This is a genomic window from Kitasatospora sp. NPDC096077 (genome assembly GCF_040303245.1).
Taxonomy (GTDB): Bacteria; Actinomycetota; Actinomycetes; order Streptomycetales; family Streptomycetaceae; genus Kitasatospora.
Genome location: NZ_JBEOSV010000005.1, coordinates 18,979 through 44,282 on the forward strand (window position 1 = coordinate 18,979; position 25,304 = coordinate 44,282).

Sequence of the window (25,304 nt, forward strand, 5' to 3'; positions counted from 1 at the left end):
GAGCGCGTCGTGAGTACAGCTGTGGACACCGGCCGGACCGGGCGGGAGGCGCCCTACCAGGGGCCGCTGCTCGACGTCCGGGACCTGCACGTCGAGTTCGTCACCCGGGACGGCGTCGCCCGGGCCGTCAACGGGGTCGACTACAGCGTCCGGGCCGGGGAGACGCTGGCGGTGCTGGGCGAGTCCGGCTCCGGCAAGTCGGTGACCGCCCAGGCGATCATGGGCATCCTGGACATGCCGCCGGCCCGGATCCCGCGCGGGGAGATCCGCTTCCGCGGCCGGGACATGCTGAAGATGGGCAAGGAGGAGCGGCGGAGGATCCGCGGCCGGAAGATCGCGATGATCTTCCAGGACGCGCTGTCCGCCCTCAACCCGGTGCTCAGCGTGGGCTTCCAGCTCGGTGAGATGTACCGGGCCCACCAGGGGCTGTCACGGGCGGCGGCCAAGGCCAGGGCCGTCGAGCTGATGGACCGGGTGCGGATCCCGGCCGCCAAGCAGCGGGTCAACGACTACCCGCACCAGTTCTCCGGGGGCATGCGCCAGCGCATCATGATCGCCATGGCGCTGGCCCTGGAACCGGACCTGATCATCGCCGACGAGCCCACCACCGCCCTGGACGTCACCGTGCAGGCCCAGGTGATGGACCTGCTCGCGGAACTCCAGGCCGAGTACAACATGGGGCTGATCCTGATCACCCACGACCTCGGTGTGGTCGCCGACGTCGCGGACAAGATCGCGGTGATGTACGCCGGCCGGATCGTCGAGACCGCGCCCGTGCACGAGCTCTACGCCCGGCCCGCGCACCCGTACACCCGCGGTCTGCTGGACTCCATCCCGCGGCTGGACCAGAAGGGCCAGGAGCTCTACGCCATCAAGGGCCTGCCGCCCAACCTGCTGCGGATCCCCCGGGGCTGCGCCTTCAACCCGCGCTGCCCCCGGGCGCAGGAGGTCTGCCGGACCGACGTGCCGGAGCTGTTCCCGGTCGAGGGCGACGACGGGCTGCCGCTGACCGGGCGCGGCAGCGCCTGCTTCTTCTGGAAGGAGACCCTCCATGGCCGCTAACGGGTCCAGCGCGCTGGGCGCGGTGGTGCCGGAGGGGATCGCCTTCGAGCAGCCGGTGCCGCGCGGCGAGCCGATCCTGGAGGTCCGGGACCTGGTCAAGCACTTCCCGCTGACCAAGGGCGTGCTGTTCAGGAAGCAGGTCGGCGCGGTCAAGGCGGTGGACGGGGTCAGCTTCGACCTGAGGCAGGGCGAGACGCTCGGCGTCGTCGGCGAGTCCGGCTGCGGGAAGTCCACGCTGGCCAAGGTGCTGATGAACCTGGAACCGGCCACCGGAGGGTCCGTCCGGTACAAGGGGGAGGAGATCTCCCGGCTGTCGGGATCGGCGCTGAAGGCCGTCCGGCGCAACATCCAGATGGTGTTCCAGGACCCGTACACCTCGCTGAACCCGCGCATGACGGTCGGCGACATCATCGGGGAGCCGTTCCGGATTCACCCCGAGGTGGCGCCCAAGGGCGACCGCCGCAGGGCCGTCCAGGACCTGCTGGACGTGGTCGGGCTCAACCCGGAGTACATCAACCGGTACCCGCACCAGTTTTCCGGCGGTCAGCGTCAACGCATCGGCATCGCCCGGGGGTTGGCGCTCAAGCCGGAGATCATCATCTGCGACGAGCCGGTCTCGGCGCTGGACGTCTCGGTGCAGGCGCAGGTGATCAACCTGCTGGAGCAGCTGCAGGGCGAGTTCAACCTCTCGTACATGTTCATCGCCCACGACCTCTCCATCGTCCGGCACATCTCGGACCGGGTGGGGGTGATGTACCTGGGCAGGATGGTCGAGATCGGCAGCGACATCGAGATCTACGACCACGCCACCCACCCGTACACCCAGGCGCTGCTCTCCGCGGTGCCGGTGCCGGACCCGACGGCGCGCGAGACCCGGGACCGGATCGTGCTCACCGGCGACGTGCCCTCGCCAGCCAACCCGCCCTCCGGGTGCCGGTTCCGGACCCGCTGCTGGAAGGCGGAGCAGCGGTGTGCGGTGGAGGTGCCGCTGCTGGCCGCCCCGGGGTGGCTGGCGGGGGCGGCGGTGCACGACTCGGCTTGTCACTTCGCCGCGGAGCGCGAGATCGAGCAGAGCGCGGCGGAGCGCGAAGACGGGCAGAGCGCCGACTGACCCGTGCGGTACGAAGGGCGCGTCCTCCGAACGGAGGGCGCGCCCTCCGCCGTGATGGAACCGAGATCTGCAGCGCACTCCCCAAGTGCACGCCGTTCCTTGATAGTTGCTCTGCGCCTGTCGTTGCTCGCTGCTGCGCGGAGGAGGGCTGCCCGGATGGACGTGGTGGAGGTGACCGGCGGCGGCCGGGAGAACCTGGTGCCCGGGACCCCGTTGCTGGAGGTCGAGGACCTGCACGTCGAGTTCCACACCCAGGACGGTGTCGCCCGGGCCGTGAACGGGGTGAGCTACTCGGTGGCGGCGGGGGAGACGCTGGCGGTGCTGGGCGAGTCCGGCTCCGGCAAGTCGGTGACGGCGCAGGCGGTCATGGGCATCCTGGACGCGCCGCCCGCGCGGATCACCGCGGGGCGGATCCTGTTCCGCGGCGAGGACCTGCTGACCATGAGTCCCCGGCTCCGGCGGACCGTCCGGGGCCGGAGGATCGCGATGATCTTCCAGGACGCGCTGTCCGCCCTCAACCCGGTGCTCAGCGTGGGCTACCAGCTCGGTGAGATGTACCGGGTGCACCAGGGGCTGTCGCGGGCGGAGGCGAAGGCCAAGGCCGTCGAGCTGATGGAGCGGGTGCGGATCCCGGCCGCCAGGCAGCGGGTCGGCGACTACCCGCACCAGTTCTCCGGCGGGATGCGGCAGCGCATCATGATCGCCATGGCGCTCTCCCTGGAGCCCGACCTGATCATCGCGGACGAGCCGACCACCGCGCTGGACGTGACGGTGCAGGCCCAGGTGATGGACCTGTTGGCCGAGCTGCAGGCCGAGTTCAACATGGGGCTGGTCCTGATCACCCACGACCTGGGCGTGGTGGCCGACGTCGCGGACAAGATCGCGGTGATGTACGCGGGCCGGATCGTCGAGACCGCGCCGGTGCACGAGCTGTACGCGCGGCCGGCCCACCCGTACACCCGGGGTCTGCTGGACTCCATCCCGCGGCTGGACCAGAAGGGCCAGGACCTGCACGCCATCAAGGGCCTGCCGCCCAGCCTGCTGCGGATCCCGGAGGGCTGCGCCTTCAACCCGCGCTGCGACCGGGTGCAGGACCTCTGCCGGACCGAACTCCCGCCGCTGGTGCCGATCGCGGACGAGCACGGCGCCGAGCTGCCGGGTCGTCGCAGCGCCTGCCACTACTGGCGGGAGACCCTGCACGGCTGAGCCGGGCGGGGTCCGGGGCCGCTACTTGGTGAAGCCGACGTTCTCCCAGACGATGTCGGACAGGCCCTGGGCGCCGATGTTGGCGAGGTCGGCGCGGGCGCCGTACAGCTGCGGGCGCTGGTAGAGCGGCAGCACGCCGGCCACCTTCCAGAGCTCGCCGTCGGCCTGGTTGATCGCCTCGGAGGTGCTGCCCGCGTCGGTCGCGCCGGCCGCCCGGTCGAGGGCGGCGTCCACCGCCGGACTGCCCGCGCCGGCCCGGTTGGTGGCGCTGCCCTGGACGTAGCTCGCGCGGCTGCCGCTGGCCGGGAACGGGGTGCCGAGCAGGGCGTAGGCGGCGAGGTCGAAGTCGTTGCGGTTGACGTACTTGTCGAAGAACTCGTTGGGGCCGGCGGTCACCGGGGTGAGCTTGATGCCGACGTCCTTGAACATCTTCGTGAGGGCGGCCGTCTCGTTCTGGGCCACCGTGACCCCGGCCGGGACGACCATCCGCAGATCGAGCTCGCGGCCGTCCTTCTTCCGGACGTCGCCGTCGAGCTTCCAGCCCGCCGCGTCCAGCTTGCGGGCGGCCTCGGCCGGGTCGAAGCGGGACAGGCCCAGCGAGTTGTCGCGGTAGCCGTTCTGGTTGGCGACCAGCAGGTGGTTGTTGAGCGGGACGGCGGGCCAGTCCAGGCCGTTGAGGTCGGTGCGGATCAGGGCGTCCCGGTTGATCGCCTGGAAGACCGCCTGACGGACGGTCGGGTCGGCGAGCTGCGGGGACCGGGCGTTCAGGGTGAGCTGGCGGAAGTCCGGGCCGCCGGCCCGGCGGACGGCCGCGCCCTTGGTGTTCCTGATGGCCTGGTAGCCGGCCAGGTCCGGGCCGTTGTCGAGGAGGTCGATCGCGCCCTTGGCGAAGGCGGTGCGCATCGCGTCGGGCAGCATGGCGTGGAAGACGATCCGGTCCAGCATCGGCTTGTCGCCCCACCAGGTCGGGTCGGCGACCAGGGTGACGGTCTGGGCGGCCGGGTCCAGCCGGTCGACCTTGAACGGGCCGGCGGTGAGCGGGATCGCGTCCAGGTAGGCCGAGTTGAAGAGGTCCGGGGTGGCGACCCTGCTCGCGGGCAGCAGCGGGGCGTTGGCGGCGCTGTTGAACATCGACTGCCACTCGGAGAACGGCCGGTCGAAGGTCATCACGGCCTGGAAGTCGTCCTTGCCCCGCTCGACCGAGTCGACCAGCTCGAAGCCGGAGGTGCTGGAGGGGCGGTAGGCCGGGTCCTTGCCGTTCATGGCACGCCAGTTGGCCTCGATGTCGCGCCAGGTGATCGGGGTGCCGTCGGACCAGTGGGCCTTCGGGTTGAGCGTCCAGGTGACCACTTGGCGGCCGTCCCTGACCTCGGCGTGGGCCTCCTGGAGGTAGGCCGGGTTGACGGTCTGGGTGCCGGCCGCGTCCGAGCGGAAGAAGGTCGGCAGCAGCGGCTTGGCGACCGCGACGGTCGAGGACTCGGTGCCGTCGGTGTGGATCGGCGACCACTGGTGGGAGAACTGGGCGATCGCCAGGTTCAGGGTGCCGCCCTGGCGCAGCCGGCCGCGGTCGTGGGCGTTGATGTCGACCGAGGTGAGCTTGGGCATTCCGGTGGCGCCCGGCACCGCGTCGGAGGCGGCGGTGCCGTCCGTCCCGGAGGAGCAGGAGCAGAGCGCGAGGGAGAGCGTCAGGACGGTGAGACCGGCGAGCAGTGCCGTCCGGTGGTGCTGGAGGCGGCGGCCCATCGGCGTGACTCCCGGGGTGACTGTGGCGGATGGTGTGGCGTCACATCTTGCTGACCGGGAGGGGGAGTTGTCGAGGGGCGGGCCCACCGCATCCGTTCGATGCGGCGGGCCCGCCCCTCGTTCGTGTCCGGTTCGTCAGGCGACGGTGAACTTGAAGGTGCGCTCCTTGTCACCCGTCTTGTCGAACAGCGAGGTGACGGCGTCCGCGACGTCCTGCGGGGTGATCGCGGCGGTCTGGCCGTTCTTCTTGGCCTTCACCTTGTCGAACACGCCGTTGAGCTGGGTGCTCAGCGCGTCGAGGTCCCACTTGGGGGCGATCTTGCCGGAGGCGTCCGGGGCGAGCGTGAGCACCTTGGCCGCGGTCTTGGGGCCGAAGTCCCAGGACTTGATGCCGGCCACGATGTGCACCTTGCCGCTGGTCACCTGCTTGCCGAGGCTGTCGGCGGCGGCCTGCAGGGCCTGGGTGGAGACCTTGGGCTGGGCGGCCGTGACGGCGAGCGCGATCGGCTGGTCGGGCTTGCCGGCGGCGCGGTCGCGGTAGGCCTGCTCGACCACGTCGACGGCGGCGTTGGAGTCCACCGCCTGGCCGGCCTTGCCGGGGACCACGACCGGGTCGCCGTTGTCGGCGAACTTGACGTAGCCCTCCTGGAGGCCCTGGCCGGAGCCAGCCGCCAGCGAGTCCAGCGCGGCCTTGAGCTTGGCGCGGTCGACCCGGACCTCCGGGGCGACGGCCTTGGTGCCGCCCTTGATCGACTTGATCACGTCGACCGGGTTGTAGCTGTGCGCGGCGAGGCCGTCCACGGTGGCCGTGGTGTCGAAGCCGAGCCCGGCGACGGTCGGGTCGAGGTCGACCGACTGGTCGCCGATCTTCAGCTTGAGCGGCTGCTGCCCGACCTTGCCGACCGACTCGTCCAGCGCGTGGATCGCCTGGTCGCGGCCGTTGCCGCCGATGTCCGTGCCGAGCACCACGGTGCCCTTGGGGACGTCGGACTGGTTGAGCATCAGGCCGGTGCCGTACGCGGCGGCGCCGAGGAAGAGCACCCCGCCGACGGCGTAGACGCCGAGCTTGACCAGCTTCTTCGCACCGCCGCGCTTGGCCTTGCCCTTGGCGGGGGCGGCCGGCTCGGCCTTGGCCTTGGCGGGCACCGGGCCGGGCGCGGGTACGGCACCCGGGCCGGGGACAGCGCCCGGGCCGGGGACGGGACCGGCGCCGGGGCCGGCCTGGGGGCCGGGGGCCGGGGTCGGCAGCGGGGTGACTGCGGTGGCCTCCGGGTCGCGGTCGGCCTGCCGGGGCCCGCCGGGGGCGGGCTGCGCGGCGGGCTGGGGCGCGCCGGGGAAGAGCCCGCCGGGCGTCGCCGGGGTGGCGAACGGGTCCTGGCCGGGGCCGGCCGGGCGCTGGGCGGCGAACGGGTCGGTGCCGGTCGGTGCCGAGGCGAACAGGCCCGGCTGCGGGCGGCCGTCGGTGCCGTGCGGGGGCAGGCCGGGTATGGCGGCGGGCGGCGGGGTGTTCTCGCGGATCGGCGCGAAGCCGTCCACCGAGGTGTCCTCGGGGTTCGGCCCGGCCTGCGGGCCACCGCCCGGCAGCGGGCCGGTGGGCAGCGGACCGCCCGGCTGCGGGCCGCCCGGTCGGGTTCCGTCGGCCCGGGGCGCGCGCTGGGGGAGGCCGTTCTGGGGCAGGCCGCCCTGCTGGGGCGCCTGCCGCTGCGGACGGTCGCCGCGCGGGCCGCGCGCACCGGCGTCGGGGCCGGTCGGAGCGGTCGGGGCGAACGGGTCGGTCGGCGCGAACGGGTCGGCGACCGGCGCGAACGGGCCGGTGGCCTCGTACACGCCGGGCTCCTCCACCGGGGCCTGGGCGCCGTACGGCGACCCGGGGGCGGCGGGGGCGGGCCCGGTGCCCGGGTTCGGGGCCTTGCCCTGGGCCGGCACCGGGCGGCCGTCCGGCCGGGTCCGGTCGGCGGCCGGAGCCGGGCGGGCACCGTTCGGGGCGGCCTGCGGACGGGCCTCGGCGGCGCCCGGCCCGGCCGGGGCCTCCGGGCTGGTCGGGGCACCGGCCGGCACGGCGGCCGGGGCGGGTTCGGCGGCCGGGGCCTTCTTCTGCCGCGGCCGGAACCACGCACCGGTGGACTCGGACTCCGAGGTGGCCGGCGGGATCGGCGGGATCTGCCACTCCGGCGGCAGGTTCGGCGGCGTGCCCTGGGGTCCGCCGCCCTCCATCACGCCGAGGACGGGCGAGACCGGCGAGGCGGGCGCGGAGCGGTGCCGCGGGCCGGCCGGGTCGGCGGCCGGGGCCTGCTCGGCCGGGCCGTCATCGTTCCTGGCAGTCTCGTTCTTGACGGTGCTGCGGACGACGACCGGCGGGATCGGGCGCGAGCCGGGGATGTTGATCCGGACCCGGGTGGTCAGGGTGGTCTCGGTCTTCGGACCGTCGTCCTCGCCGCCCGACCCGGTGTCGGCCGCGGCCCGGTCGCCGCCGGGGAAGCCCGGGCCCGGGGTGCCGTAGGGCGGCGTGCCCGACGGGTAGGCGTCCGGACCCGTGCGCCGGGGCGTCGGGTTGGCGTTGTCAGATTCGCGGCTGCTCAATGCTGCTCTGCTCCGGGTTCGCGGGCGGGCCGTGCGGCGCGACCGCGGTTCGTGGTCGCCGGGCCTGGGGCAAACGGCGGTCGGGTACGACGTACTGCGGGACCACCATACTGGGAAGAACTGAGCGGTGAACGGCTTCGGACAGATCCTGATACGTCCGGTTCCTCCGGTATGAGAGTACGGCGGAGTGGTCCTGACTGCGCGTTGTGCGCGCTACCGTACGCGGCCGTCGACCGGGCTCAGCGAGGGGGGTTGGGCACTCCGGGGAACCAGCTGGTGCGGGTGGGCAGGGTGGCGCAGATCACGCCGAGGATCGAGCCGACGAACAGCCAGGCCAGCGAGGTGGCGTTGGACCACAGCACGTTGTCGCCCTCCGGCCGGGGCACCATCATCAGCAGCATCGCCAGGAACCAGCCGCCCGCGGGGACCGCGGCGCCCAGCCGGGTGCCGGTGACCCGCAGGCCGGCGTAGAAGGTCGCGGCGGTGGCGGCGAGCGCCAGCAGAACCCCCACGGGCGGCCACAGGGCCTGCACAAAGGATCCGCAGACCGACACCGCGACGCCCAGCAGGAAGAACAGGACATACGCCGCGATCCGGGCGGCGCGCGGGGGTTGGGGCTCGGCCAGTCGCTCCTCGCGGGTGCCGAGCACGGCCACCGCGACGGAGGGGCGCTTCGGCTTGGCGGCGGGCGCGGTCATCGGGCGTTCCCCTCGCTCGGAGTCGGGTCGTGCGGCGTCGCGGCCTGCGGCGCCGGCTGGTGGTCGAGGCCCGCGAACAGGTCGCGCTCGGGCCGCTCCGGCCCGGCCTGGCCGCGCACCAGTTGGTAGTACTCGGTGGCGAACAGCGGCTGGCCGAGGTGGTTGGAGAGCGCGAAGGAGTCGCCGTCCACGGTGATCTGGGTGGCGTGGGCGGCCATCGCGGCGGCCTTGCGCCCGGCGTGGCCGGCGCCGTCCAGCACGGTGGTGACCACCTCGTCGGCCACCACCCCGGGGACGTCGGCGGGTCGGGCGGTGCCGGGGAAGCGCGCCGCGGCGGCGGTGGCGGCGAGCCCGGCGTCGAGCACCGAGCGGGGCATCCGGTTCCAGTACACCTTGGCGATCCGCCAGGGGGCGCCCGACTCCGGGGCGTACGCCGGGTCGGCGGCCAGTTCGTACGCCCGCATCGCGACCCGGTGCGCCTGGATGTGGTCCGGGTGTCCGTAGCCGCCGTTCTCGTCGTAGGTGACCAGCACCTGCGGCCGCACCTCGCGGATCACCGCGACCAGGTGGCCCGCGGCCTCGTCCACGTCGGCCCGCCAGAAGCAGCCGGGGACGTCGTTCTCGGGCACGCCCATCATCCCGGAGTCGCGGTAGCGCCCCGGGCCGCCGAGGAAGCGGAAGTCGGCGACGCCGAGGGCGTCCATCGCCGCGGTCAGCTCGCCGATCCGGTACGCGCCGAGGGTGTCCTCCCGATCGGCCGTCAGATGGGCCAGCCCGGGCGGGATCACCTCGCCGCCCTCGCCGAGGGTGCAGGTCACCAGCGTCACCCGGGTGCCCTCGGCGGCGTACCTGGCCATGGTGGCGCCGTTGCCGATCGACTCGTCGTCGGGATGGGCGTGCACCAGGAGGAGGCGGCGGCCGGTAGTCGCGGTCATGGGGGAAGCCTAACGACCGCGACTGCGGGGTCAGAGCTTCAGGCCGTTGATCATCCCGGCGAGGTTGCTGGTGACCTGGCTGATCGACGGCGCGATCGAGCTGGAGGCCAGGTAGAAGCCGAGCAGCGCGCAGACGACGGCGTGCGCCAGCTTGAGGCCGGAGCGGCGGATCAGCACCGCCACGATGACGAGCATCAGCACGGCTGCGGAGATGTTCATGGCCATGTGGGCTCATACCCCTTCTCGGGCGCCGCCCTCCGCGGAGGGCGGCCGTGGGACCGTACGGGAACCGGGGTCGGGTGACCGGGGTCCGGGACGGGGCCCGACGATCACTCGCCTGACCAGTCATACCCGATGGGTAAGGGGAGCATTACATTCAGTGAGTCCACGCGCGCCGGGGCACAGGGGCACTCCTGGGGCGCATGGGCCGGTCGGAGCGGGTTTGGGGGCCTTTGGGGCGTACTCGGGAGGGATGCTCCGAACGAGTGATCGTCAGTCACCCGGCCGTGGGAGTCCGCCGTCGTAGGGTCTGGTGCCATGACCTCCCACACCCCTGCGGACACCTTCCCCCGGCAGTACGCGCGGACCCTGCGCTACACCGTCGGCGCCCCCCGCTCCTTCTCCGTCGCACCGGACGGCTCGCGGGTCGTCTTCCTCCGTTCCCGGTCCGGCGAGGACCGGGCCAACCTGCTCTGGGCCCTCGACACCACCACCGGCGAGGAGCGGATCGCCGCCGATCCGGCCGCGCTGCTCGGCGGCGGCGAGGAGGACCTCTCGCCGGCCGAGAAGGCCCGCCGCGAGCGCAGCCGGGAGGGCTCGGCCGGGATCGTCGGCTACGCCCTGGACGCCAAGGCCGCCCTGGCCGCCTTCGCGCTGTCCGGCCGGCTGTTCACCGCCGACCTCGGCACCGGCGCCACCACCGAACTGCCCGCCCGCGGGCCGCTGCTGGACCCGCGGCCGTCCCCGGACGGCACCCACGTCGCGTACGCCAACACGGCCGGCGAACTGCGGCTGACCCGCACCGACGGCGGCGGCGACCGGGCGCTCGCCGAGCCGGACGGCCCGAACGTCACCTGGGGCCAGGCCGAGTTCATCGCCCAGGAGGAGATCGACCGCAGCCGCGGCTTCTGGTGGTCCCCGGACGGCGAGCGGCTGCTGGTCGAGCGCGCCGACGACAGCCCGGTGCGCCGCTGGTGGATCGCCGACCCGGCCAACCCGGAGAGAGAGCCCGCCGAGGTCGCCTACCCGGCGGCCGGCACCGCCAACGCCGAGGTCGCCCTCTTCGTCCTCGACCTGCACGGCGGGCGCACCGAGGTGGTCTGGGACCGTCAGGCCTTCCCGTACCTGGCCCGGGTGCACTGGTCCGAGGGCGGCGCGCCGCTGCTGCTCGTCCAGTCCCGCGACCAGCGCGCCCAGCAGGTCCTCGGCCTGGACCCGGCCACCGGCGCCACCGAGCTGCTGTTCGAGGAGCGCGACGAGGCCTGGCTGGAGGCCTTCCCCGGCGTGCCGGCCTGGACCCCGGACGGCAAGCTGGTCCGGATCTCCGACGAGGGGGGAGTGCGGGCGCTGGTGGTCGGCGACCGGGTCGTCACCGGGCCCGACCTGCACCTGCGCTCGGTGATCGCGGTCACCGAGCGGGAGGTGTTCTTCAGCGCCTCCGGCGGCGTCGCGGAGACCGACCCGGAGCCCGGCTGGATCGCCGTCGGCCGGATCGGCCACGACGGCCGGCAGCTGGCCTGGGAGTCCTCCAACGGCCGTCCGTTCACCTCGGTCACCAGCGCGGTGCACGCCGGCGGGATCACCGTCCGGGCCACCGCCGAGCCCGACCTGCCCGGCACCCTGGTGCAGGTCGCCCGGGACCTCCCGGAGGGCGTGGTGGTCGACGACGTGGCCGTCATCGCCTCGCACGCCGAGACCCCGGTGATCACCGCCCGCCCGGTCTTCCGCTTCGCCGGCGAGCGCCGCATCCCGGCCGCGGTCTTCCTGCCCACCGGCTACGACCGGGAGCGGGACGGCCTGCTGCCCGTCCTGATGGACCCGTACGGCGGCCCGCACGGCCAGCGGGTGGTCCAGGCGCACAACCCGCACCTCAACTCGCAGTGGTTCGCCGACCAGGGCTTCGCGGTGGTCGTCGCCGACGGCCGCGGCACCCCCGGGCGCGGGCCGGCCTGGGAGAAGTCCATCGCCTTCGACTTCGCCGGGGCCACCCTGGACGACCAGGTCGAGGCGCTGCGGGCGCTCGCCGGGGAGTTCCCGCTGGACCTCGACCGGGTCGCGATCCGCGGCTGGTCGTACGGCGGCTACCTGTCCGCGCTCGCCGTGCTGCGCCGCCCGGACGTGTTCCACGCGGCCGTGGCCGGGGCGCCGGTGACCGACTGGGAGCTGTACGACACCCACTACACCGAGCGCTACCTGGGCCACCCGGCCGAGCGCCCCGAGGTGTACCGGGAGAACTCGCTGACCGGCTACGCGGCCGGCCTGGAGCGCCCCCTGATGATCATCCACGGCCTCGCCGACGACAACGTGGTGGCCGCCCACACCCTGCGGCTCTCCTCCGCGCTGCTCGCGGCCGGGCGCCCGCACACCGTGCTGCCGCTGTCCGGCGTCACCCACATGACGCCGCAGGAGGAGGTCGCGGAGAACCTGCTGCTGCTCCAGGTCGACTTCGTGAAGCGCTCGCTGGGGCTGTAGGGCCCACCCGACCAGCGGATTCGACGGCCGGCCCCCGGGCGGTGGGGGCCGGCCGTCGGCATGACATCCGTCATACCGAAGGCACGACGGCCGACACTGCCGCCGGCCCCCGCCCGCGCGGGACTCTGTGGTGGTGCGCGGACAGCCCCGCACGCGACACCATCAGAGGAGAGGAGCCGGGCGAATGGTTACCGAGGTGGCCGCCTTCCGCGGCGTCGGCAAGAGCTACGGGCGGGTGCGCGCCGTGGACGGCGTGGACCTGGTGCTGCGGCCGGGCGAGACCGTCGCCCTGCTGGGCCCGAACGGCGCCGGGAAGTCCACCAGCCTGGACCTGCTGCTCGGCCTGCGCGAGCCCGACCAGGGCAGCGTCACGCTGTTCGGCGGCACCCCGCGGTCGGCGATCACGGACGGCCGGGTCGGCGCGATGCTGCAGAGCGGCGGGCTGATGACCGACGTCAAGGTCCGCGAGATCGTCGAACTCGCCTGCAAGGTGCATCCGCGCGGCCGGTCGGTCGCGGAGGTGCTGGCCGACGCGGGGATCGAGGAGTTCGCCGACCGCCGGGTCGACAAGCTGTCCGGCGGCCAGGAGCAGCGGGTCCGCTTCGCCCTGGCGATCGCCGGGGACAGCGACCTGATCGTGCTGGACGAGCCCACCACCGGCATGGACGTCAGCGTCCGGCAGGCGTTCTGGGCGAGCATGCGGGCGCAGGCCGACGCCGGGCGCACGGTGCTGTTCGCCACCCACTACCTGGAGGAGGCCGACTCGATCGCCGACCGGGTGCTGGTGCTGCACCGGGGCCGACTGATCGCCGACGGCAGCTCCGCGGAGATCAAGGCGCGCGCCGGGGCCCGCCGGATCGCCTTCGAACTCCACGACGCGGACGGGGAGTTCTTCGACGAGGGGATGCTGCGCACGCTGCCGGGGGTGCAGTCGCTGGACGTCACCGCCCGGGTCCCCGGGGTGCGGACGGTGCGGATCCGGGCCGCGGACGCGGACGCGAGCGTGGCCGCGATCTACCGGGCGGGCCTGTACCCGCGCGGGCTGGAGGTCACCGGGGTCGGCCTGGAGCAGGCCTTCCTGACCATCACGGGCGAGCTGGACAAGCAGGACCTGGCCGAGGAGAACGCGCGATGACCACCCTGATCAAGCTGGAGATCCTGCGGACCCTCCGCAACCGGCGCTACCTGTTCTTCACCGTCGTCTACCCGGCGCTGATGTACGTGTTCTTCATCAACGCCTACGGCTCCGGCAACCAGGCCGGCGGCATGCCGGTGAAGACCTACTTCATGGTCTCGATGGCCACCTTCGGCGCGGTCGGCGCGGTGCTCACCGGCAGTGCCCAGCGGATCTCGCTGGAGCGCAAGAGCGGCTGGACGCGCCAGCTGCGGCTGACCGCGCTGCCGGGCCGGGCGTACACCGTCGGCAAGATCGCGGCGACCGCGGTGACCACGCTGCCGGCGATCCTGGTGGTGTTCGCGGTCGGGGCGAGCCAGGGCGTCTCGCTGACCGCGGCGCAGTGGGCCGGGCTGGTGGTCGCGCTCTGGCTGGGCAGCTTCGTGTTCGCCGCGCTGGGGGTGGCGCTGGGCTACGCGGCGGCGCCGGACGCGGTGCAGCCGATCGTGATGATCGTCTACATGGCGATGGCGCTGCTCGGCGGCACCTGGTTCCCGGTGACCGGCTCGCTGGAGAAGTTCGCCCGGTTCAACCCGGTGTTCCTGTACAACAAGCTGGCCGTCTTCATCCAGCCCGGGCACTCCCTGGACCTGGTCGCGGTCGCCGGACTGGCCGCCTTCTTCGCCGTCTTCGTGACCGCCGCGGCGGCGCTGTACCGGCGCGACGCCCGCCAGGCATGATGATCCACATGAGTGACGAACGCCGGACCCACCGCACCGACGAACCGCCGGAGGCGGGTCCGGCGCGCGCGTCGTTCATGAACGTCCCGGGCGCCGCGGTGGAGACCAGGCGGCAGATGCTGGTCAAGGTCGCCTGGATGCTGCTGTGGATGCTCTACCTGCTCTACCCGGCGAGCGACCTGGTGAACGGCGGTCACAGCGTGGTCGAGCAGGTGCTCGGCTGGGGCTGCCTGGTGGTCTTCGTGAGTGCCTACGTCCTGCTGGTGATCTTCCGCTCGCAGGCCGGGATGCGGCCGCGGGCCTGTCAGGTGATCGTCGGGACGATGATCGCCCTGGCCGTGGCCTCCTCCGCGGTGCTCGGCGGCGCGTTCCTGACCATGTTCATCTACGCATCGGTGTGCCTCGCGGTGATCATCCCGGTGAAGCACGCGCTGCGCGCGCTGGTCGCCATGGCGGCGCTGACCGTCGCGACCGGGCTGCTGATCCACGCCGGTACGGACAACACCTCCACCTTCGCCCTCAGCGCCTTCCTCTCCGGTGTCGCGATGACCGGCATGCAGCGGCTGGTCGCCACCATGAAGGAGCTGCGCGAGGCCCGGGCCGCCGTCGCCCACCTGGCCGCCTCGGAGGAGCGGCTGCGGCTCGCCCGCGACCTGCACGACCTGCTCGGCCACTCGCTCTCGCTGATCACCCTGAAGAGCGAGCTGGCCGGCCGGTTCATGGACGCGGGCAAGGACGAGGCGGCGCGGGCCCAGGTCGCCGACATCGAGCAGGTCGCCCGGCAGTCGCTGATCGACGTCCGGGAGGCGGTGACCGGCTTCCGCCGGCCCACCCTGCCGGTCGAACTCGCCGCCGCCCGGACCGCCCTGTCCGCCGCGCAGGTCCGGTTGGAGGCCGCGCCGGAGCTGGTGGACGCCTGGCCGTCGCTGGCCAACGAGGAGGCGGGCGCGCTGGCCTGGGCGCTGCGCGAGGCCGTCACCAACATCGTCCGGCACGGTGAGGGAGCCACCGTCTGCACGGTGACGGCGGACGAGACCTGGGAGGGCGACGGCGGGCGGTACGCCGTCCTGCAGATCACCGACGACGGGCGCGGCCCGGGCAAGTCCCATCCGGGCAACGGGCTTTCCGGCCTCCAGGAGCGGCTCGCCCTGGTCGGCGGGCGGCTGGAGACCGGCCCGGGGGAGCACGGCAAGGGCTTCCGGATGCGGGCCTCGGTGCCGCTGCGGACGGTGTCGGCGCCGGCCCCGGAGTCCTCGAAGACCTCCTAGCCGGTCTGGTCCAGGACGCGGTGGTGGCGCAGGGCGGGCCTGCCGGCGAGGAGGAACTCCCCGGTGACGGTGAACCCGTTGCGGGCCAGGACGGCCAGCGAGGCCGGGTTGTCGGGCCGGGCGGCGGCCGTCAGGGTGTCGAGGCCGTAGTCGCGGGCGGCGAGCCGGCAGACCTCGGCGACGGCCGCGGTGGCGACGCCCCGGCCGGTGGCGGACTCGGCGACCCGGTAGCCGAGTTCGGCGTCGCCGTCCAGCCGGTTCACCAGGTTGATCCGGCCGATCAGGACCCCGGCCGGATCGAGGATCACGTGGAACCAGGAGTCGCCCGAGGCCTGTTCGGCGAGCAGGTCGGCGTGCCGGTCGGCGAACTCCGCGAAGTAGGCGTCGCCGCGGTCGGGGATGCTCCGGGCGAACCAGGCGCGGTTGGCGAGTTCGAAGGCCAGCAGCGCCCCCGCGTGGTCGGGGCGGAGCAGTTCCAGGGTCGGCATACCGGTCAGTGTGGCGCTCGGTGCCCCCGCCGGACCACCGGAATACCCGCGGCCGGTACCGGGAAGTGACAGGCCCTAAGGTCATGGCCATGGGTATGGCCATGGGTAACGCAGAGAACAGCCCCTCGATCCGCGTGCTGCTCGCCGAGGACCAGGGGATGGTCCGGGAGGCGCTGGCGGCGCTGCTCGGGCTGGAGGGGGACATCGACGTCGTCGCGCAGGTGGGCCGCGGGGACGAGGTGGTGGCGGCGGTGCTGGCGAACGAGGTGCAGGTCGCCGTGCTGGACATCGAGATGCCGGGGATGACGGGCATCGAGGCGGCCGCCGAACTGCACCGGACGGCGCCCGCGGTGAAGGTGGTGATCGCGACCACCTTCGGCCGCCCCGGCTACCTGCGCCGGGCGATGGAGTCCGGCGCGGACGCCTTCCTGGTGAAGGACGCGCCCGCCTCCGAGCTGGCCGAGGCGATCCGCCGGGTGCTGCGCGGCGAGCGGGTGATCGACCCGGCGCTGGCGGCGGCCGCGCTGGCCGAGGGCGCCAACCCGCTGACCGCGCGCGAGCGGGACGTGCTGGGGGCGGCCGCGGACGGCGCGGTGAACGCGGACATCGCCCGGCGGCTGCACCTGTCGGAGGGGACGGTCCGCAACTACCTCTCGATGGCGATCCAGAAGACCGAGGCCCGCAACCGCACCGAGGCGGTCCGGATCGCCCGCGAGAAGGGCTGGTTGTAACCCGCCCTTCGTGGAGCCCAGGTGTGGCGCGCTAGTTGAGCCGGTGCCGGGCCGCCCGGGCCTCCTGGCGGACCTTGGCGGCGGTGTCCGGGTCGAAGGCGTCCAGGATCTGCGCGTAGGAGTCCATCTCCGCCGAGCCGCCGAGGAAGTCGCCCATCCGCACCAGCAGTTCGGCCCGTTCCAGCCGGAGCTGGGCCGGGTGCCGGGGGAGCAGCAGGCCGAGTTCGGTGGCCCACAGCTGGGTGCGGGCCTGTTCGGGCCGGTCGGCGGCCCAGGCCCGGATGTTGCCGAGCACCCGCAGCACGATGTCCAGCGGCTGGGCCGGGGTGAGCAGCGCGGGGGTGAAGTCCTGCCCGGAGAGGGCGACCAGATGCTCGACGTCGGCCGGGTCGAGCAGCCGGCCGCCGTGGAACGGGTCGGCGAGGACGTACTCCTCGCCGCCGGTCGGGCCGCCGACCGCGACGATGAAGTGGCCGGGCAGGGCGATGCCGTGGACGGTGAGCCCGGCCCGCCGGCCGACCGCCGTCCAGACCAGCGAGAGCATGATCGGCAGGCCGCGGCGGCGCCGCAGCACGTCGGGCAGCAGCGAGGACTCCAGCCGCCGGTAGTCGGACTGCCGCCCGTGGAACCGTTCGCGCCCGCCGAGCACGGCGGCGAGCAGCGCGGCGGTCTCCTCGGGCCCGGACGGCGAGCGTTCGGCCACGGCGAGCCGGACGGCCGCCGCGTGCCGTTCGAGCGCGGCCTCGCAGGCGGCCAGCAGGGTGTCCACGCCCGGCGGTTCGCCCGGATCACCCGGGTCGAGGACGGGGTCGTGCTCGGCGGCGGCGAGCAGGCACAGCAGCACGGGGTCGGGCTGCTCGGCGCGGGCGGCGGTCCGGAAGCGGTCTCTGCTCTGCTCGGTCACGGTGACGGCGACGGCCTTCGTACGACGGACGGACAAGCGGACAAACCAGGATGGAACGGTCGGGCGGCTACTCCTGGGGAAGGAGCGCGTAGTGGTAAGTGTGACTGGTCGTGAAGCCGAGTCCGTCATAGAGCGCGAGTGCGGCGTCGTTCCCGTCCTCCACCTGCAGGTAGACGCCGCTCGCCCCCTCCTCGGCCGCGCGGGCGGCGAGCACCGCCATCACGGCGGTCGCCAGTCCGGCCCGCCGGGCGTACGGCTGCACCTCGATGGCGCCGAAGCAGGCCCACGGGCCGTCGATGACGCAGCGTCCGATCGCCAGCGGCGGCTGTCCGGGGGCGCCGGGCACGGTGGCGAACCAGACCGAGGGGCCGCCGTGCAGCACCTGCCGGGCCGCCTCGCGCACCGCCGGGTCCCCGCCCAGCCGCCCGTACAGCGACATCCAGTCGGCGTCCGCGGTCCGGGCGAGCCGGACACGGTCGTGCCCGCTCCCGACGCGGGCCAGGGCGGCCAGCGGGGCGGTGCGCACCTGGGTGGGGGAGCGCGGCGGGCCGAGCAGCTCCCGGAGGTCGTCCGCCGTCCCGGGGGTGACCACCTCGACCAGGGCGGGCAGGCCGCGCGCCGCGTACCAGTCCCGGACGGCGGCCAGCGCCTCGGGCAGCGGCAGGCCCGGATCGCCGAGCGCCTGTACGGAGTTGGCCCGCTGGGTGAACCCGGCCGCGGCGCGCAGCGTCCAGGCGCCGAGGGCCCGCTGCTCGGCCCCGGGCCAGCCGCGACCGGCGGTGCGCTGCAGCTCGACCGGGGTGGCGGCGGGCTGCGGCGCCCGCCGCACCGGGAAGAGCGGCACCGTCTTCCCGGCGACCAGCAGGCGTTCCGGGAAGGTCACCGGACCGCCCGCGCGCGGCTCGACCGTGAGTCCGTGATCATCCCACGATGTGAGCACGCCGATCACATCGCGGAACACTGGACGGTCGTCCACGAACTCCGAGAGGCGTCGTACGGACACCCGAAGACCCACGTCAGAGCGATCTATCCGGACTTCCGGACGGCGTTCCAGCTGGTCTCGGGTCATGATCCGGCCACCTCCTGTGCATTTGCCTGCTCCGACCCGCGATACTAGGGGTGGGCATCGACGACGCCGCGCTCACCGCGCACGGCAGCAGAACAGAACGGGCCGCCAGGCCCTTCCGAGGAGGAACGACAGCGTGACCTACGTCATCGCGCAGCCTTGTGTCGACGTGAAGGACAAGGCGTGCATCGAAGAGTGCCCGGTTGACTGCATCTACGAGGGAAGCCGTTCCCTCTACATCCACCCGGATGAGTGTGTCGACTGTGGCGCTTGCGAGCCGGTCTGCCCGGTCGAGGCGATCTTCTACGAGGACGACACCCCGGAGGAGTGGAAGGACTACTACAAGGCGAACGTCGAGTTCTTCGACGACCTGGGCTCGCCCGGGGGCGCCTCCAAGCTCGGCCTGATCGAGCGGGACCACCCGTTCATCGCCGCGCTGCCGCCGCAGAACGCCGACCACTGACGATCGGTGGCTACTGAGCTGTGAACACCAACAGCACGCACGCGCCGTTCCCGGGCCACCCGGGAGCGGCGCGCCGCGTTTCCGACCGGCTCCCGGTGTTCCCCTGGGACAAGCTGGAGCCCTACAAGGCCACCGCCCTCGCCCACCCCGGCGGCCTGTGCGACTTCTCCGTCGGCACCCCGGTCGACCCGGTCCCCGAGGTGATCCAGAAGGCGCTGGCCGCCCACACCGACACCCCCGGCTACCCGACCGTCTGGGGCCCGCTGGAGCTGCGCGAGGCGATCGCCGGCTGGCTGGACCGCCGCTGCGGCGCGCGGATCGGCCCGTCGGCCGTCCTGCCGACCGTCGGCTCCAAGGAGCTGGTGGCCTCGCTGCCGACCCAGCTCGGCCTCGGCCCGGGCGACCAGGTCGCCTACCCGCGGCTGGCCTACCCGACCTACGAGGTGGGCGCGCGGCTGTGCGGCGCCGAGCCGGTCGAGTACGACTCGGTGGACGAGCTGGACGGCTCCCGGGTGCGCCTGCTCTGGGTGAACTCGCCGTCCAACCCGACCGGTCGGGTGCTCGGCGCGGCCGAGCTGCGCCGCGCGGTCGAGTGGGCCCGGGAGCACCGGGCGCTGCTGGTCAGCGACGAGTGCTACTTCGAGCTGGGCTGGGAGGCCGAGCCGGTCTCGGTGCTGCACCCGGACGTCTGCGGTGGCGACCACGAGGGCCTGCTGGCCGTCCACTCGCTCTCCAAGCGCTCCAACCTGGCCGGTTACCGCGCCTCCTTCGTGGCGGGCGACCCGGTGGTGGTCAAGGAGCTGCTCGGGCTGCGCAAGCACGGCGGCATGATCGTGCCGGCGCCCGTCCAGGCGGCGACCGTCGCCGCGCTGGCGGACGACGCGCACGTCGCCGAGCAGCGGGAGCGGTACGCGGCCCGGCGCTCGGCGCTGCGGGCGGCGCTGGAGGCGTACGGCCTCCGGGTCGAGCACTCCGAGGCGAGCCTCTACCTGTGGGCGACCCAGGACCGCCCGTGCTGGGAGACGGTGGCCGAACTGGCCGCGCTGGGCATCCTGGTGGCGCCCGGCGACTTCTACGGGCCGGCCGGCGGCAGCTTCGTCCGGGTCGCCTTCACCGCGACCGACGAGCGGGTCGCCGCGGCCGTGGAGCGGCTCACCGCGGCACGCTGACGGCACGACGGAGGGGCCGGTGTTCCGAACGGAACACCGGCCCCTCGCGCGTGTGCGGACGTACCGGGGGCCTACAGCGGCAGGCCGCTGATGCTGCCGCCGTTCACGCCGCCGAGCAGGCCGCCGACCGGGCCGAGCGAGTTGGTCAGGCCGGACAGCGGGTTGTTCGGGCCGAGGTCGGCGCCGCCGAGCCGGTTGGCCGAGCCGTGCTCCGCCAGGCCGAGCACGTCGGTGGCGGGCAGGCCGCCGGGCAGCGCGTGCTCGACCGAGCCGAGCGGCAGGGCGCGCTCGACCGCACTGGTCGGCAGCGCGTCGGTGACGGCGCTGGTGCTGGGCACGGCGCTGGAGAGCTTGCCGGCGCCGGGCACGGCCTGGGCGAGGGCGCCCGCCTGGCCGAGGCCGCCGACCGGGCTGGTGCCGGCGTTGGCGCTGCGGGTGCCCATGCCCTTGCCGGTGACGGCCTCGCCGAGCTTGCCGGCCAGGGCCGAGGCGACCTTCGGGGTGACGGCGGAGAGCTGGCCGGTGGTGGCGGCGGTCTGGTCGACCGGGGCGGTCAGCGAGCTGGCCTTCTCGTTCGCCTCGGGGAGCTGGTGGGCGACGATGTTGCCGGCCGCGTCGGCGGAGGCCGGCACGCCCGCGGCGACGGTGGCCGCACCGGTGGTGCCGGCGGCCTGGCCGAGCTGGTGGGTGGTGTGCTGCAGGGTGGAACCGGTGTCGGTGTTGGTCAGCTGGCCCAGCGGCGCCGCGAGGTCGCTCTTGGGAAGCAGGGCGTCCCCGCCCAGGGCGGACGCGGAGCCGGCCGCGACCAGCGGGGTCGCTCCGGCCGCCACGACGAGCGCGGCCTGGGCGATCCGGCGCGTGAGGGGGTGAGACATGGGGCTCCTCGAAGGGGTCTGGGTCCGTCCCGTCCGCCGGTGGACGCCCGGGTGGACGATCCGGGCGCGGACAGGACCTGGCGGACGACGTTGTTACCGCTTGAGAAGCCAGAAGGTTGCGGGCGGTGCAAGGAAAGTGCCTGACTGACCATCAGATCGTACGACCGCAGCGGAGGTGCTCTCCGGGCCCCGCCGAATGCCGCCCGACCCGCCCGGTCAAGGGGAGTGACGGTTCATCACCGAAGGCCGCCGGATCGGGCGACCGGTCCACCGGAGTTGACCGGAATCACCCGTCCGGCGGCTACCCGAACACCTGTCCGTCAGCCCTTGCCGTACGGGGCCACGGTGACCTGGACGAGCTTGGTCGACGTCCCCGAGGTCTGGGACTGCCAGCCGTCCTCCGACTCGGTCTTGCGCCAGATCTTCCCGTCGTAGGCGACCGTCGCGATGCCCAGCTGCTGGGCCTGGGCGACCGCCCAGTGGGCCACCTCCCAGCCGCTGGCCCGCTCGGCGTTCGCCCCGGCGTCGGCCCCGGCGTCCGCCGAGGTGGTCAGCGCGGCGGCGGCCGGGTCCGGGGTCAGCGCGACGGCGTTCTCGGCGCCCTTGATGGTCGAGGCGTAGCCGGCCGTCGCGGAGACGGTCCGGCCGAACTCCCGGCGCACCCGGTCCGACAGCACCTGGGAGCGGTCCGGCTGCGCGGCCGGGGAGGCCGAGGCGCCCGCGGTCGGCGACGGCGAGTCGCCCGGGTCCGGCTTGGCGTAGTCCTTCACCACACAGCTGAAGGAGGCGGGCTCCCGGCCGGCCAGCGCCGAGGTGAGCAGCGTCGCCTTGGTCTCGTGCTTGGCGTAGGCCTGCGGGTAGCCGCTCTTCTGCACCGCCTGGGCCGCGTCGGTCAGCGGCATCCGGGTGTAGCCGGGGACCTTGACCAGACCGTCCAGGAACTTGTTGGTCGCGTACACCGGGTCCGCGATCTGCTCCGGGGTGCCCCAGCCCATCGAGGGCCGCTGCTGGAACAGGCCGATCGAATCCCGGTCGCCGCCCGCGAGGTTGCGCAGCTTGGACTCCTGCATCGCGGTGGCCAGCGAGATCGCCGTCGCCCGGTCCGGCAGTCCGCGCGAGCGCGCCACCGCGGCGATCGTCGCCGCGTTGGCGGCCTGCGGCAGCTCCAGGGTCCCGCTGCCGGCCGCGGTCTTCACCGTGCACTCCTCCGAGGCGCTCTGCCGGAACCCGAACCACCAGATCCCGACCACCGCCAGGCCCGCGACCATCGCCAGGCCGAGCAGTCCGACCAGTACGAGCAGCAGCGCGCGCACCGGACCGCGGCGGGGCGCCACTTCGTCGCCCAGCTCGTCGTCCAGCTCCTCGCTGCGCCTTTTCCTGGCCACCATCGCCCCTCTCGCGCCCACCTTCTTGATCCGACACCGTACCCACTCGGACGGGTGTGCGGCGCACTCCGGTTGCCGATCCCGGGGCATTCCACGTCACAGGACGACTTCGGCGGCGAGGCTAGGCTGACGCCATGAGCAGCCCGAACCCGACGCCCCTGGACCTGACCATCGACGGTGGCGCGCTGACCGCCCGGCTCGTCGACTTCCCCTCGGTGAGCGGCGACGAGCAGGCGCTCGCCGACGCCGTCGAAGCCGCCCTGCGCGCCTACCCGCACCTGACCGTGGACCGCTACGGCAACAACGTGGTGGCCCGGACGAACCTGGGCCGCGCCGAGCGCGTCGTGCTGGCCGGCCACCTGGACACCGTGCCGATCGCCGACAACCTGCCCTCGCACGTCGAGGGCGACCTGCTCTACGGCTGCGGCACCTCGGACATGAAGTCCGGTGTGGCCGTGGCCCTGCGGCTCGCCGCCACCCTGCCCGAGCCCAACCGCGACCTCACCTACGTGTTCTACGACTGCGAGGAGGTGGAGGCCCACCGCAACGGCCTCGGCCACCTCGCCAAGGACCGCCCGGAGTGGCTGGCCGCCGACTTCGCGGTGCTGATGGAGCCCAGCGGCGCCATGGTCGAGGGCGGCTGCCAGGGCACCCTGCGGGCCCAGATCCGGCTCACCGGCGTGCGCGCCCACGCGGCCCGCAGCTGGCTCGGCGACAACGCCATCCACCACGCCGCCGAGGTGCTCACCCGGCTCGCCGACTACCGGCCCCGCCAGGTGGAGATCGACGGCCTGGAGTACCGCGAGGGCCTGAACGCGGTGCGGATCGACGGCGGCGTGGCCGGCAACGTGATCCCCGACGAGTGCGTGATCACCATCAACTTCCGCTACGCGCCGGACCGCAGCGAGGCCGAGGCGGAGAAGCACGTCCGCGAGGTCTTCGACGGCTTCGAGCTGACCGTGACCGACTTCGCCCCGGGCGCCCTGCCCGGACTGTCCCAGCCCGCCGCCCAGGCCTTCCTGGCGGCCACCGGCGGCCGGGCCCGGGCCAAGTTCGGCTGGACCGACGTCGCCCGGTTCAGCGCGCTCGGCGTCCCGGCGGTCAACTACGGCCCCGGCGACCCGAACCTCGCCCACAAGCGCGAGGAGCACTGCTCGCTGACCGCCATCGCGGAGACCGAGGAGTGCCTGCGCGCCTGGCTGACCAGCTGAATCGAAAGTGTTCGCGCCGACCGGACCGGTGGTCGAAGGCCACCTTCCGGTCGCCCAACCGACCTTCCCCCGTTGCCTGAAAACGGGGGAAGATCGGCGTAGGGTTTCGTCATGACAGGCACAGGAGACGACAAGCAGTACGGACACGGCCCCGAGCAGGTCGGCGTGCCGCGGAAGAAGAAGGCCTGGCCCGAGAAGCAGAAGGGCCCGGTGCTGGTGCGCCGGGACCAGGTCGGCACCAGCACCACGGACCAGCGGCTGCTGGACACCACCGGTCCCACCGACTGGCTGCACACCGATCCGTGGCGGGTGCTGCGGATCACCTCCGAGTTCGTCGAGGGCTTCGGTGCCCTCGCCGAACTCCCGCCCGCGATCAGCGTGTTCGGCTCGGCCCGGACCCCGGCGGACTCGCCCGAGTATGAGGCCGGGGTGACCATCGGCCGGGCCCTCGCCGAGGCCGGCTACGCGGTGATCACCGGCGGCGGCCCCGGCGCGATGGAGGCCGCCAACCGCGGCGCCTCGGAGGCCGGCGGCCTCAGCGTCGGGCTCGGCATCGAGCTGCCCTTCGAACAGGGACTCAACGAGTTCGTCGACCTCGGGCTGAACTTCCGTTACTTCTTCGTCCGCAAGACGATGTTCGTGAAGTACGCCCAGGGCTTCGTGGTGCTGCCCGGTGGGCTCGGCACGCTGGACGAACTGTTCGAGGCGCTCACCCTGGTGCAGACGAAGAAGGTCACCCGCTTCCCGGTGATCCTCTTCGGCAGCGACTACTGGGGCGGCCTCTACGAGTGGCTGAAGAACACCCTGGTCGCCCAGGGCAAGGCGGCCCCGCACGACCTGGAGCTGTTCCACATCACCGACGAGATCGACGAGGTCCTGAAGATCCTCGCCGAGGCCCGCCGGCCCGGCGACGAGATCTAGCGCGAGCCGCGCGAGCGAGCCGAGCGCTGAGCAAGGCTCCCTCAGGCCAGCCCCCGGCGGGCGACCGCCGGGGGGCGGGTGCCCCGGATCGAGGCGACCATGTCCAGCACCTGGCGGGTCTCCTCGACCTGGTGCACCCGGTAGACCCGGGCGCCCAGCCAGGCCGAGACCGCCGTGGTGGCCAGGGTGCCGAGCAGCCGCTCGTTCACCGGCCGGTCCAGGGTCTCGCCGACGAAGTCCTTGTTGGAGAGCGAGACCAGCACCGGGAAGCCGGTGGCGGTCATCTCCGGCAGCCGCCGGGTGGCCTCCAACGAGTGCCGGGTGTTCTTGCCGAAGTCGTGCCCCGGGTCGATGATCACCGCGTCCCGGCGCACCCCCAGCTCCACCGCCCGCTCGGCCAGCCCCGTGGTCACCCGCAGGATGTCGGCCATCACGTCCTGGTAGCCGACCCGGTGCGGCCGGGTGCGCGGCTCGGCGCCGCCCGCGTGGGTGCAGACCAGCCCGGCGTCGTACCGGGCGGCCACCTCGGCGAGCTTCGGGTCCACCCCGCCCCAGGCGTCGTTCAGCAGGTCCGCGCCGACCTCGCAGACCGCCTCGCCGACCTCGTGCCGCCAGGTGTCCACGCTGATCACCGCCCCGGGGTGGCGCTTGCGCAGCTCGGCCACGAACGGCACGATGCGTCGCAGCTCCTCCTCGACCGTGACCTCGTCGCCCGGGCCGGCCTTCACCCCGCCGATGTCCAGGATCGCCGCGCCCTCGGCCATCGCCCGGTCGGCGGCGGCGAACGCGGCCTCGTCCGCGAACGTCGCGCCCTTGTCGAAGAACGAGTCCGGGGTCCGGTTCACGATCGCCATGATCACCAGCTCGTCGTCACCGAATTCGCGCGGTCCCAGGCGCAGTGCCACCGATGTCTCCTCCACAGCTCCTGCGGGTGCGATGATGG

Annotated in this window: 22 protein-coding genes and 1 pseudogene; 12 read left to right on the forward strand and 11 right to left on the reverse strand. The window is 73.5% G+C overall.

Translation table 11 applies throughout. The features are described from left to right. Positions 1-9 precede the first annotated feature (9 nt). The 3 genes from ABTZ03_RS07000 (at position 10) to ABTZ03_RS07010 (ending at position 3,379) form a co-directional block, all read left to right on the forward strand. Positions 10-1,062, forward strand: a complete 1,053-nt coding sequence (locus tag ABTZ03_RS07000) for an ABC transporter ATP-binding protein (protein ID WP_350511830.1) — start codon at positions 10-12, stop codon at positions 1,060-1,062. Then, entirely contained in the window at positions 1,052-2,173 is a 1,122-nt protein-coding gene (locus tag ABTZ03_RS07005; protein ID WP_350511831.1) for an ABC transporter ATP-binding protein, read from the forward strand. Before ABTZ03_RS07000 ends, ABTZ03_RS07005 begins: the two co-directional genes overlap by 11 nt. Before the next feature lie 156 nt (positions 2,174-2,329). Beyond that, entirely contained in the window at positions 2,330-3,379 is a 1,050-nt protein-coding gene (locus ABTZ03_RS07010; protein WP_350511832.1) for an ABC transporter ATP-binding protein, read from the forward strand. Between the two features lie 21 nt (positions 3,380-3,400). Here ABTZ03_RS07010 and ABTZ03_RS07015 read toward each other — a convergent pair whose 3' ends face one another. From ABTZ03_RS07015 to ABTZ03_RS07035, 5 genes are all read right to left on the reverse strand, one after another. Next, complete coding sequence (locus ABTZ03_RS07015; RefSeq protein WP_350511833.1) at positions 3,401-5,122, reverse strand: ABC transporter family substrate-binding protein; 1,722 nt, start codon at positions 5,120-5,122, stop codon at positions 3,401-3,403. A 135-nt stretch (positions 5,123-5,257) separates the two neighbouring features. Further along, positions 5,258-7,702: a peptidoglycan binding domain-containing protein gene (locus ABTZ03_RS07020; protein ID WP_350511834.1), complete on the reverse strand. Its 2,445-nt coding sequence runs from the start codon at positions 7,700-7,702 to the stop codon at positions 5,258-5,260. Positions 7,703-7,941: 239 nt separating this feature from the next. Continuing rightward, on the reverse strand, positions 7,942-8,400 hold the full coding sequence (locus ABTZ03_RS07025; protein ID WP_350511835.1) for a DUF6113 family protein: 459 nt from the start codon (positions 8,398-8,400) through the stop codon (positions 7,942-7,944). Then, a complete protein-coding gene (gene mshB, locus ABTZ03_RS07030) occupies positions 8,397-9,335 on the reverse strand; it encodes an N-acetyl-1-D-myo-inositol-2-amino-2-deoxy-alpha-D-glucopyranoside deacetylase (protein ID WP_350511836.1) in 939 nt (312 codons plus the stop codon). Before mshB ends, ABTZ03_RS07025 begins: the two co-directional genes overlap by 4 nt. Positions 9,336-9,365: 30 nt before the next feature. Beyond that, on the reverse strand, positions 9,366-9,560 hold the full coding sequence (locus ABTZ03_RS07035; protein WP_350511837.1) for a DUF2304 domain-containing protein: 195 nt from the start codon (positions 9,558-9,560) through the stop codon (positions 9,366-9,368). A 312-nt stretch (positions 9,561-9,872) separates the two neighbouring features. Here ABTZ03_RS07035 and ABTZ03_RS07040 point away from each other — a divergent pair, with 312 nt between their 5' ends. From ABTZ03_RS07040 to ABTZ03_RS07055, 4 genes and pseudogenes are all read left to right on the forward strand, one after another. Then, on the forward strand, positions 9,873-12,026 hold the full coding sequence (locus ABTZ03_RS07040; RefSeq protein ID WP_350511838.1) for a S9 family peptidase: 2,154 nt from the start codon (positions 9,873-9,875) through the stop codon (positions 12,024-12,026). 241 nt (positions 12,027-12,267) lie between these two features. Further along, positions 12,268-13,161: pseudogene (locus ABTZ03_RS07045) on the forward strand (ABC transporter ATP-binding protein); the annotation flags it as partial. Next, entirely contained in the window at positions 13,158-13,880 is a 723-nt protein-coding gene (locus ABTZ03_RS07050) for an ABC transporter permease (RefSeq protein ID WP_350511840.1), read from the forward strand. The pseudogene ABTZ03_RS07045 and the gene ABTZ03_RS07050, both read left to right, overlap by 4 nt. An 8-nt stretch (positions 13,881-13,888) precedes the next feature. Continuing rightward, positions 13,889-15,148, forward strand: coding sequence for a sensor histidine kinase (locus ABTZ03_RS07055; protein ID WP_350511841.1), 1,260 nt, complete (start codon positions 13,889-13,891; stop codon positions 15,146-15,148). On the opposite strand, the gene ABTZ03_RS07060 is transcribed toward ABTZ03_RS07055, so the two are convergent. Then, entirely contained in the window at positions 15,145-15,636 is a 492-nt protein-coding gene (locus ABTZ03_RS07060) for a GNAT family N-acetyltransferase (protein ID WP_350511842.1), read from the reverse strand. The two genes, ABTZ03_RS07055 and ABTZ03_RS07060, sit on opposite strands and share 4 nt — an antisense overlap. Before the next feature lie 101 nt (positions 15,637-15,737). Here ABTZ03_RS07060 and ABTZ03_RS07065 point away from each other — a divergent pair, with 101 nt between their 5' ends. Continuing rightward, positions 15,738-16,367, forward strand: a complete 630-nt coding sequence (locus ABTZ03_RS07065) for a response regulator (protein WP_350511843.1) — start codon at positions 15,738-15,740, stop codon at positions 16,365-16,367. Positions 16,368-16,398: 31 nt separating this feature from the next. Here the strand turns inward: ABTZ03_RS07065 and ABTZ03_RS07070 are convergent, their stop codons facing one another. Then, positions 16,399-17,307 carry a transglutaminase family protein gene (locus ABTZ03_RS07070; protein ID WP_350511844.1) on the reverse strand — a complete coding sequence of 303 codons (909 nt, stop codon included), beginning with the start codon at positions 17,305-17,307 and terminating at the stop codon, positions 16,399-16,401. Positions 17,308-17,338: 31 nt separating this feature from the next. Next, positions 17,339-18,340, reverse strand: coding sequence for a GNAT family N-acetyltransferase (locus tag ABTZ03_RS07075; protein ID WP_350511845.1), 1,002 nt, complete (start codon positions 18,338-18,340; stop codon positions 17,339-17,341). Positions 18,341-18,473: 133 nt separating this feature from the next. Here ABTZ03_RS07075 and fdxA point away from each other — a divergent pair, with 133 nt between their 5' ends. After that, complete coding sequence (fdxA, locus tag ABTZ03_RS07080; protein ID WP_350511846.1) at positions 18,474-18,800, forward strand: ferredoxin; 327 nt, start codon at positions 18,474-18,476, stop codon at positions 18,798-18,800. A gap of 20 nt (positions 18,801-18,820) precedes the next feature. Beyond that, positions 18,821-19,969 (forward strand): succinyldiaminopimelate transaminase, encoded by a 1,149-nt coding sequence (gene dapC / locus ABTZ03_RS07085; RefSeq protein ID WP_350511847.1) that lies wholly within the window; start codon positions 18,821-18,823, stop codon positions 19,967-19,969. Positions 19,970-20,040: 71 nt separating this feature from the next. On the opposite strand, the gene ABTZ03_RS07090 is transcribed toward dapC, so the two are convergent. Both ABTZ03_RS07090 and ABTZ03_RS07095 read right to left on the reverse strand, forming a co-directional pair. Beyond that, positions 20,041-20,844: a hypothetical protein gene (locus ABTZ03_RS07090; protein WP_350511848.1), complete on the reverse strand. Its 804-nt coding sequence runs from the start codon at positions 20,842-20,844 to the stop codon at positions 20,041-20,043. Positions 20,845-21,164: 320 nt separating this feature from the next. Further along, on the reverse strand, positions 21,165-22,229 hold the full coding sequence (locus tag ABTZ03_RS07095) for a VldE C-terminal domain-containing protein (RefSeq protein WP_350511849.1): 1,065 nt from the start codon (positions 22,227-22,229) through the stop codon (positions 21,165-21,167). Positions 22,230-22,363: 134 nt separating this feature from the next. Between ABTZ03_RS07095 and dapE the strand changes: the two genes are divergently transcribed. After that, positions 22,364-23,440: a succinyl-diaminopimelate desuccinylase gene (gene dapE / locus ABTZ03_RS07100; RefSeq protein WP_350511850.1), complete on the forward strand. Its 1,077-nt coding sequence runs from the start codon at positions 22,364-22,366 to the stop codon at positions 23,438-23,440. 111 nt (positions 23,441-23,551) lie between these two features. Further along, positions 23,552-24,361: an LOG family protein gene (locus ABTZ03_RS07105; RefSeq protein WP_350511851.1), complete on the forward strand. Its 810-nt coding sequence runs from the start codon at positions 23,552-23,554 to the stop codon at positions 24,359-24,361. 41 nt (positions 24,362-24,402) lie between these two features. Here the strand turns inward: ABTZ03_RS07105 and folP are convergent, their stop codons facing one another. Then, the gene (folP, locus tag ABTZ03_RS07110; protein WP_350512054.1) at positions 24,403-25,215 is read right to left on the reverse strand and encodes a dihydropteroate synthase; all 813 of its coding nucleotides are present in this window, start codon (positions 25,213-25,215) and stop codon (positions 24,403-24,405) included. Positions 25,216-25,304 lie beyond the last annotated feature (89 nt).

Bases quoted from the DNA above. Each gene is read 5' to 3' on its own strand.
- ABTZ03_RS07065 (WP_350511843.1), top strand. From the start codon at position 15,738: ATGGGTAACGCAGAGAACAGCCCCTCGATCCGCGTGCTGCTCGCCGAG.
- ABTZ03_RS07050 (WP_350511840.1), top strand. From the start codon at position 13,158: ATGACCACCCTGATCAAGCTGGAGATCCTGCGGACCCTCCGCAACCGG.
- folP (WP_350512054.1), bottom strand. From the start codon at position 25,215: ATGGCGATCGTGAACCGGACCCCGGACTCGTTCTTCGACAAGGGCGCG.
- ABTZ03_RS07090 (WP_350511848.1), bottom strand. From the start codon at position 20,844: ATGTCTCACCCCCTCACGCGCCGGATCGCCCAGGCCGCGCTCGTCGTG.
- mshB (WP_350511836.1), bottom strand. From the start codon at position 9,335: ATGACCGCGACTACCGGCCGCCGCCTCCTCCTGGTGCACGCCCATCCC.
- ABTZ03_RS07075 (WP_350511845.1), bottom strand. From the start codon at position 18,340: ATGACCCGAGACCAGCTGGAACGCCGTCCGGAAGTCCGGATAGATCGC.
- dapE (WP_350511850.1), top strand. From the start codon at position 22,364: ATGAGCAGCCCGAACCCGACGCCCCTGGACCTGACCATCGACGGTGGC.
- ABTZ03_RS07105 (WP_350511851.1), top strand. From the start codon at position 23,552: ATGACAGGCACAGGAGACGACAAGCAGTACGGACACGGCCCCGAGCAG.
- ABTZ03_RS07025 (WP_350511835.1), bottom strand. From the start codon at position 8,400: ATGACCGCGCCCGCCGCCAAGCCGAAGCGCCCCTCCGTCGCGGTGGCC.
- ABTZ03_RS07040 (WP_350511838.1), top strand. From the start codon at position 9,873: ATGACCTCCCACACCCCTGCGGACACCTTCCCCCGGCAGTACGCGCGG.
- ABTZ03_RS07005 (WP_350511831.1), top strand. From the start codon at position 1,052: ATGGCCGCTAACGGGTCCAGCGCGCTGGGCGCGGTGGTGCCGGAGGGG.
- ABTZ03_RS07060 (WP_350511842.1), bottom strand. From the start codon at position 15,636: ATGCCGACCCTGGAACTGCTCCGCCCCGACCACGCGGGGGCGCTGCTG.
- ABTZ03_RS07055 (WP_350511841.1), top strand. From the start codon at position 13,889: ATGAGTGACGAACGCCGGACCCACCGCACCGACGAACCGCCGGAGGCG.
- ABTZ03_RS07010 (WP_350511832.1), top strand. From the start codon at position 2,330: ATGGACGTGGTGGAGGTGACCGGCGGCGGCCGGGAGAACCTGGTGCCC.
- ABTZ03_RS07015 (WP_350511833.1), bottom strand. From the start codon at position 5,122: ATGGGCCGCCGCCTCCAGCACCACCGGACGGCACTGCTCGCCGGTCTC.
- ABTZ03_RS07035 (WP_350511837.1), bottom strand. From the start codon at position 9,560: ATGGCCATGAACATCTCCGCAGCCGTGCTGATGCTCGTCATCGTGGCG.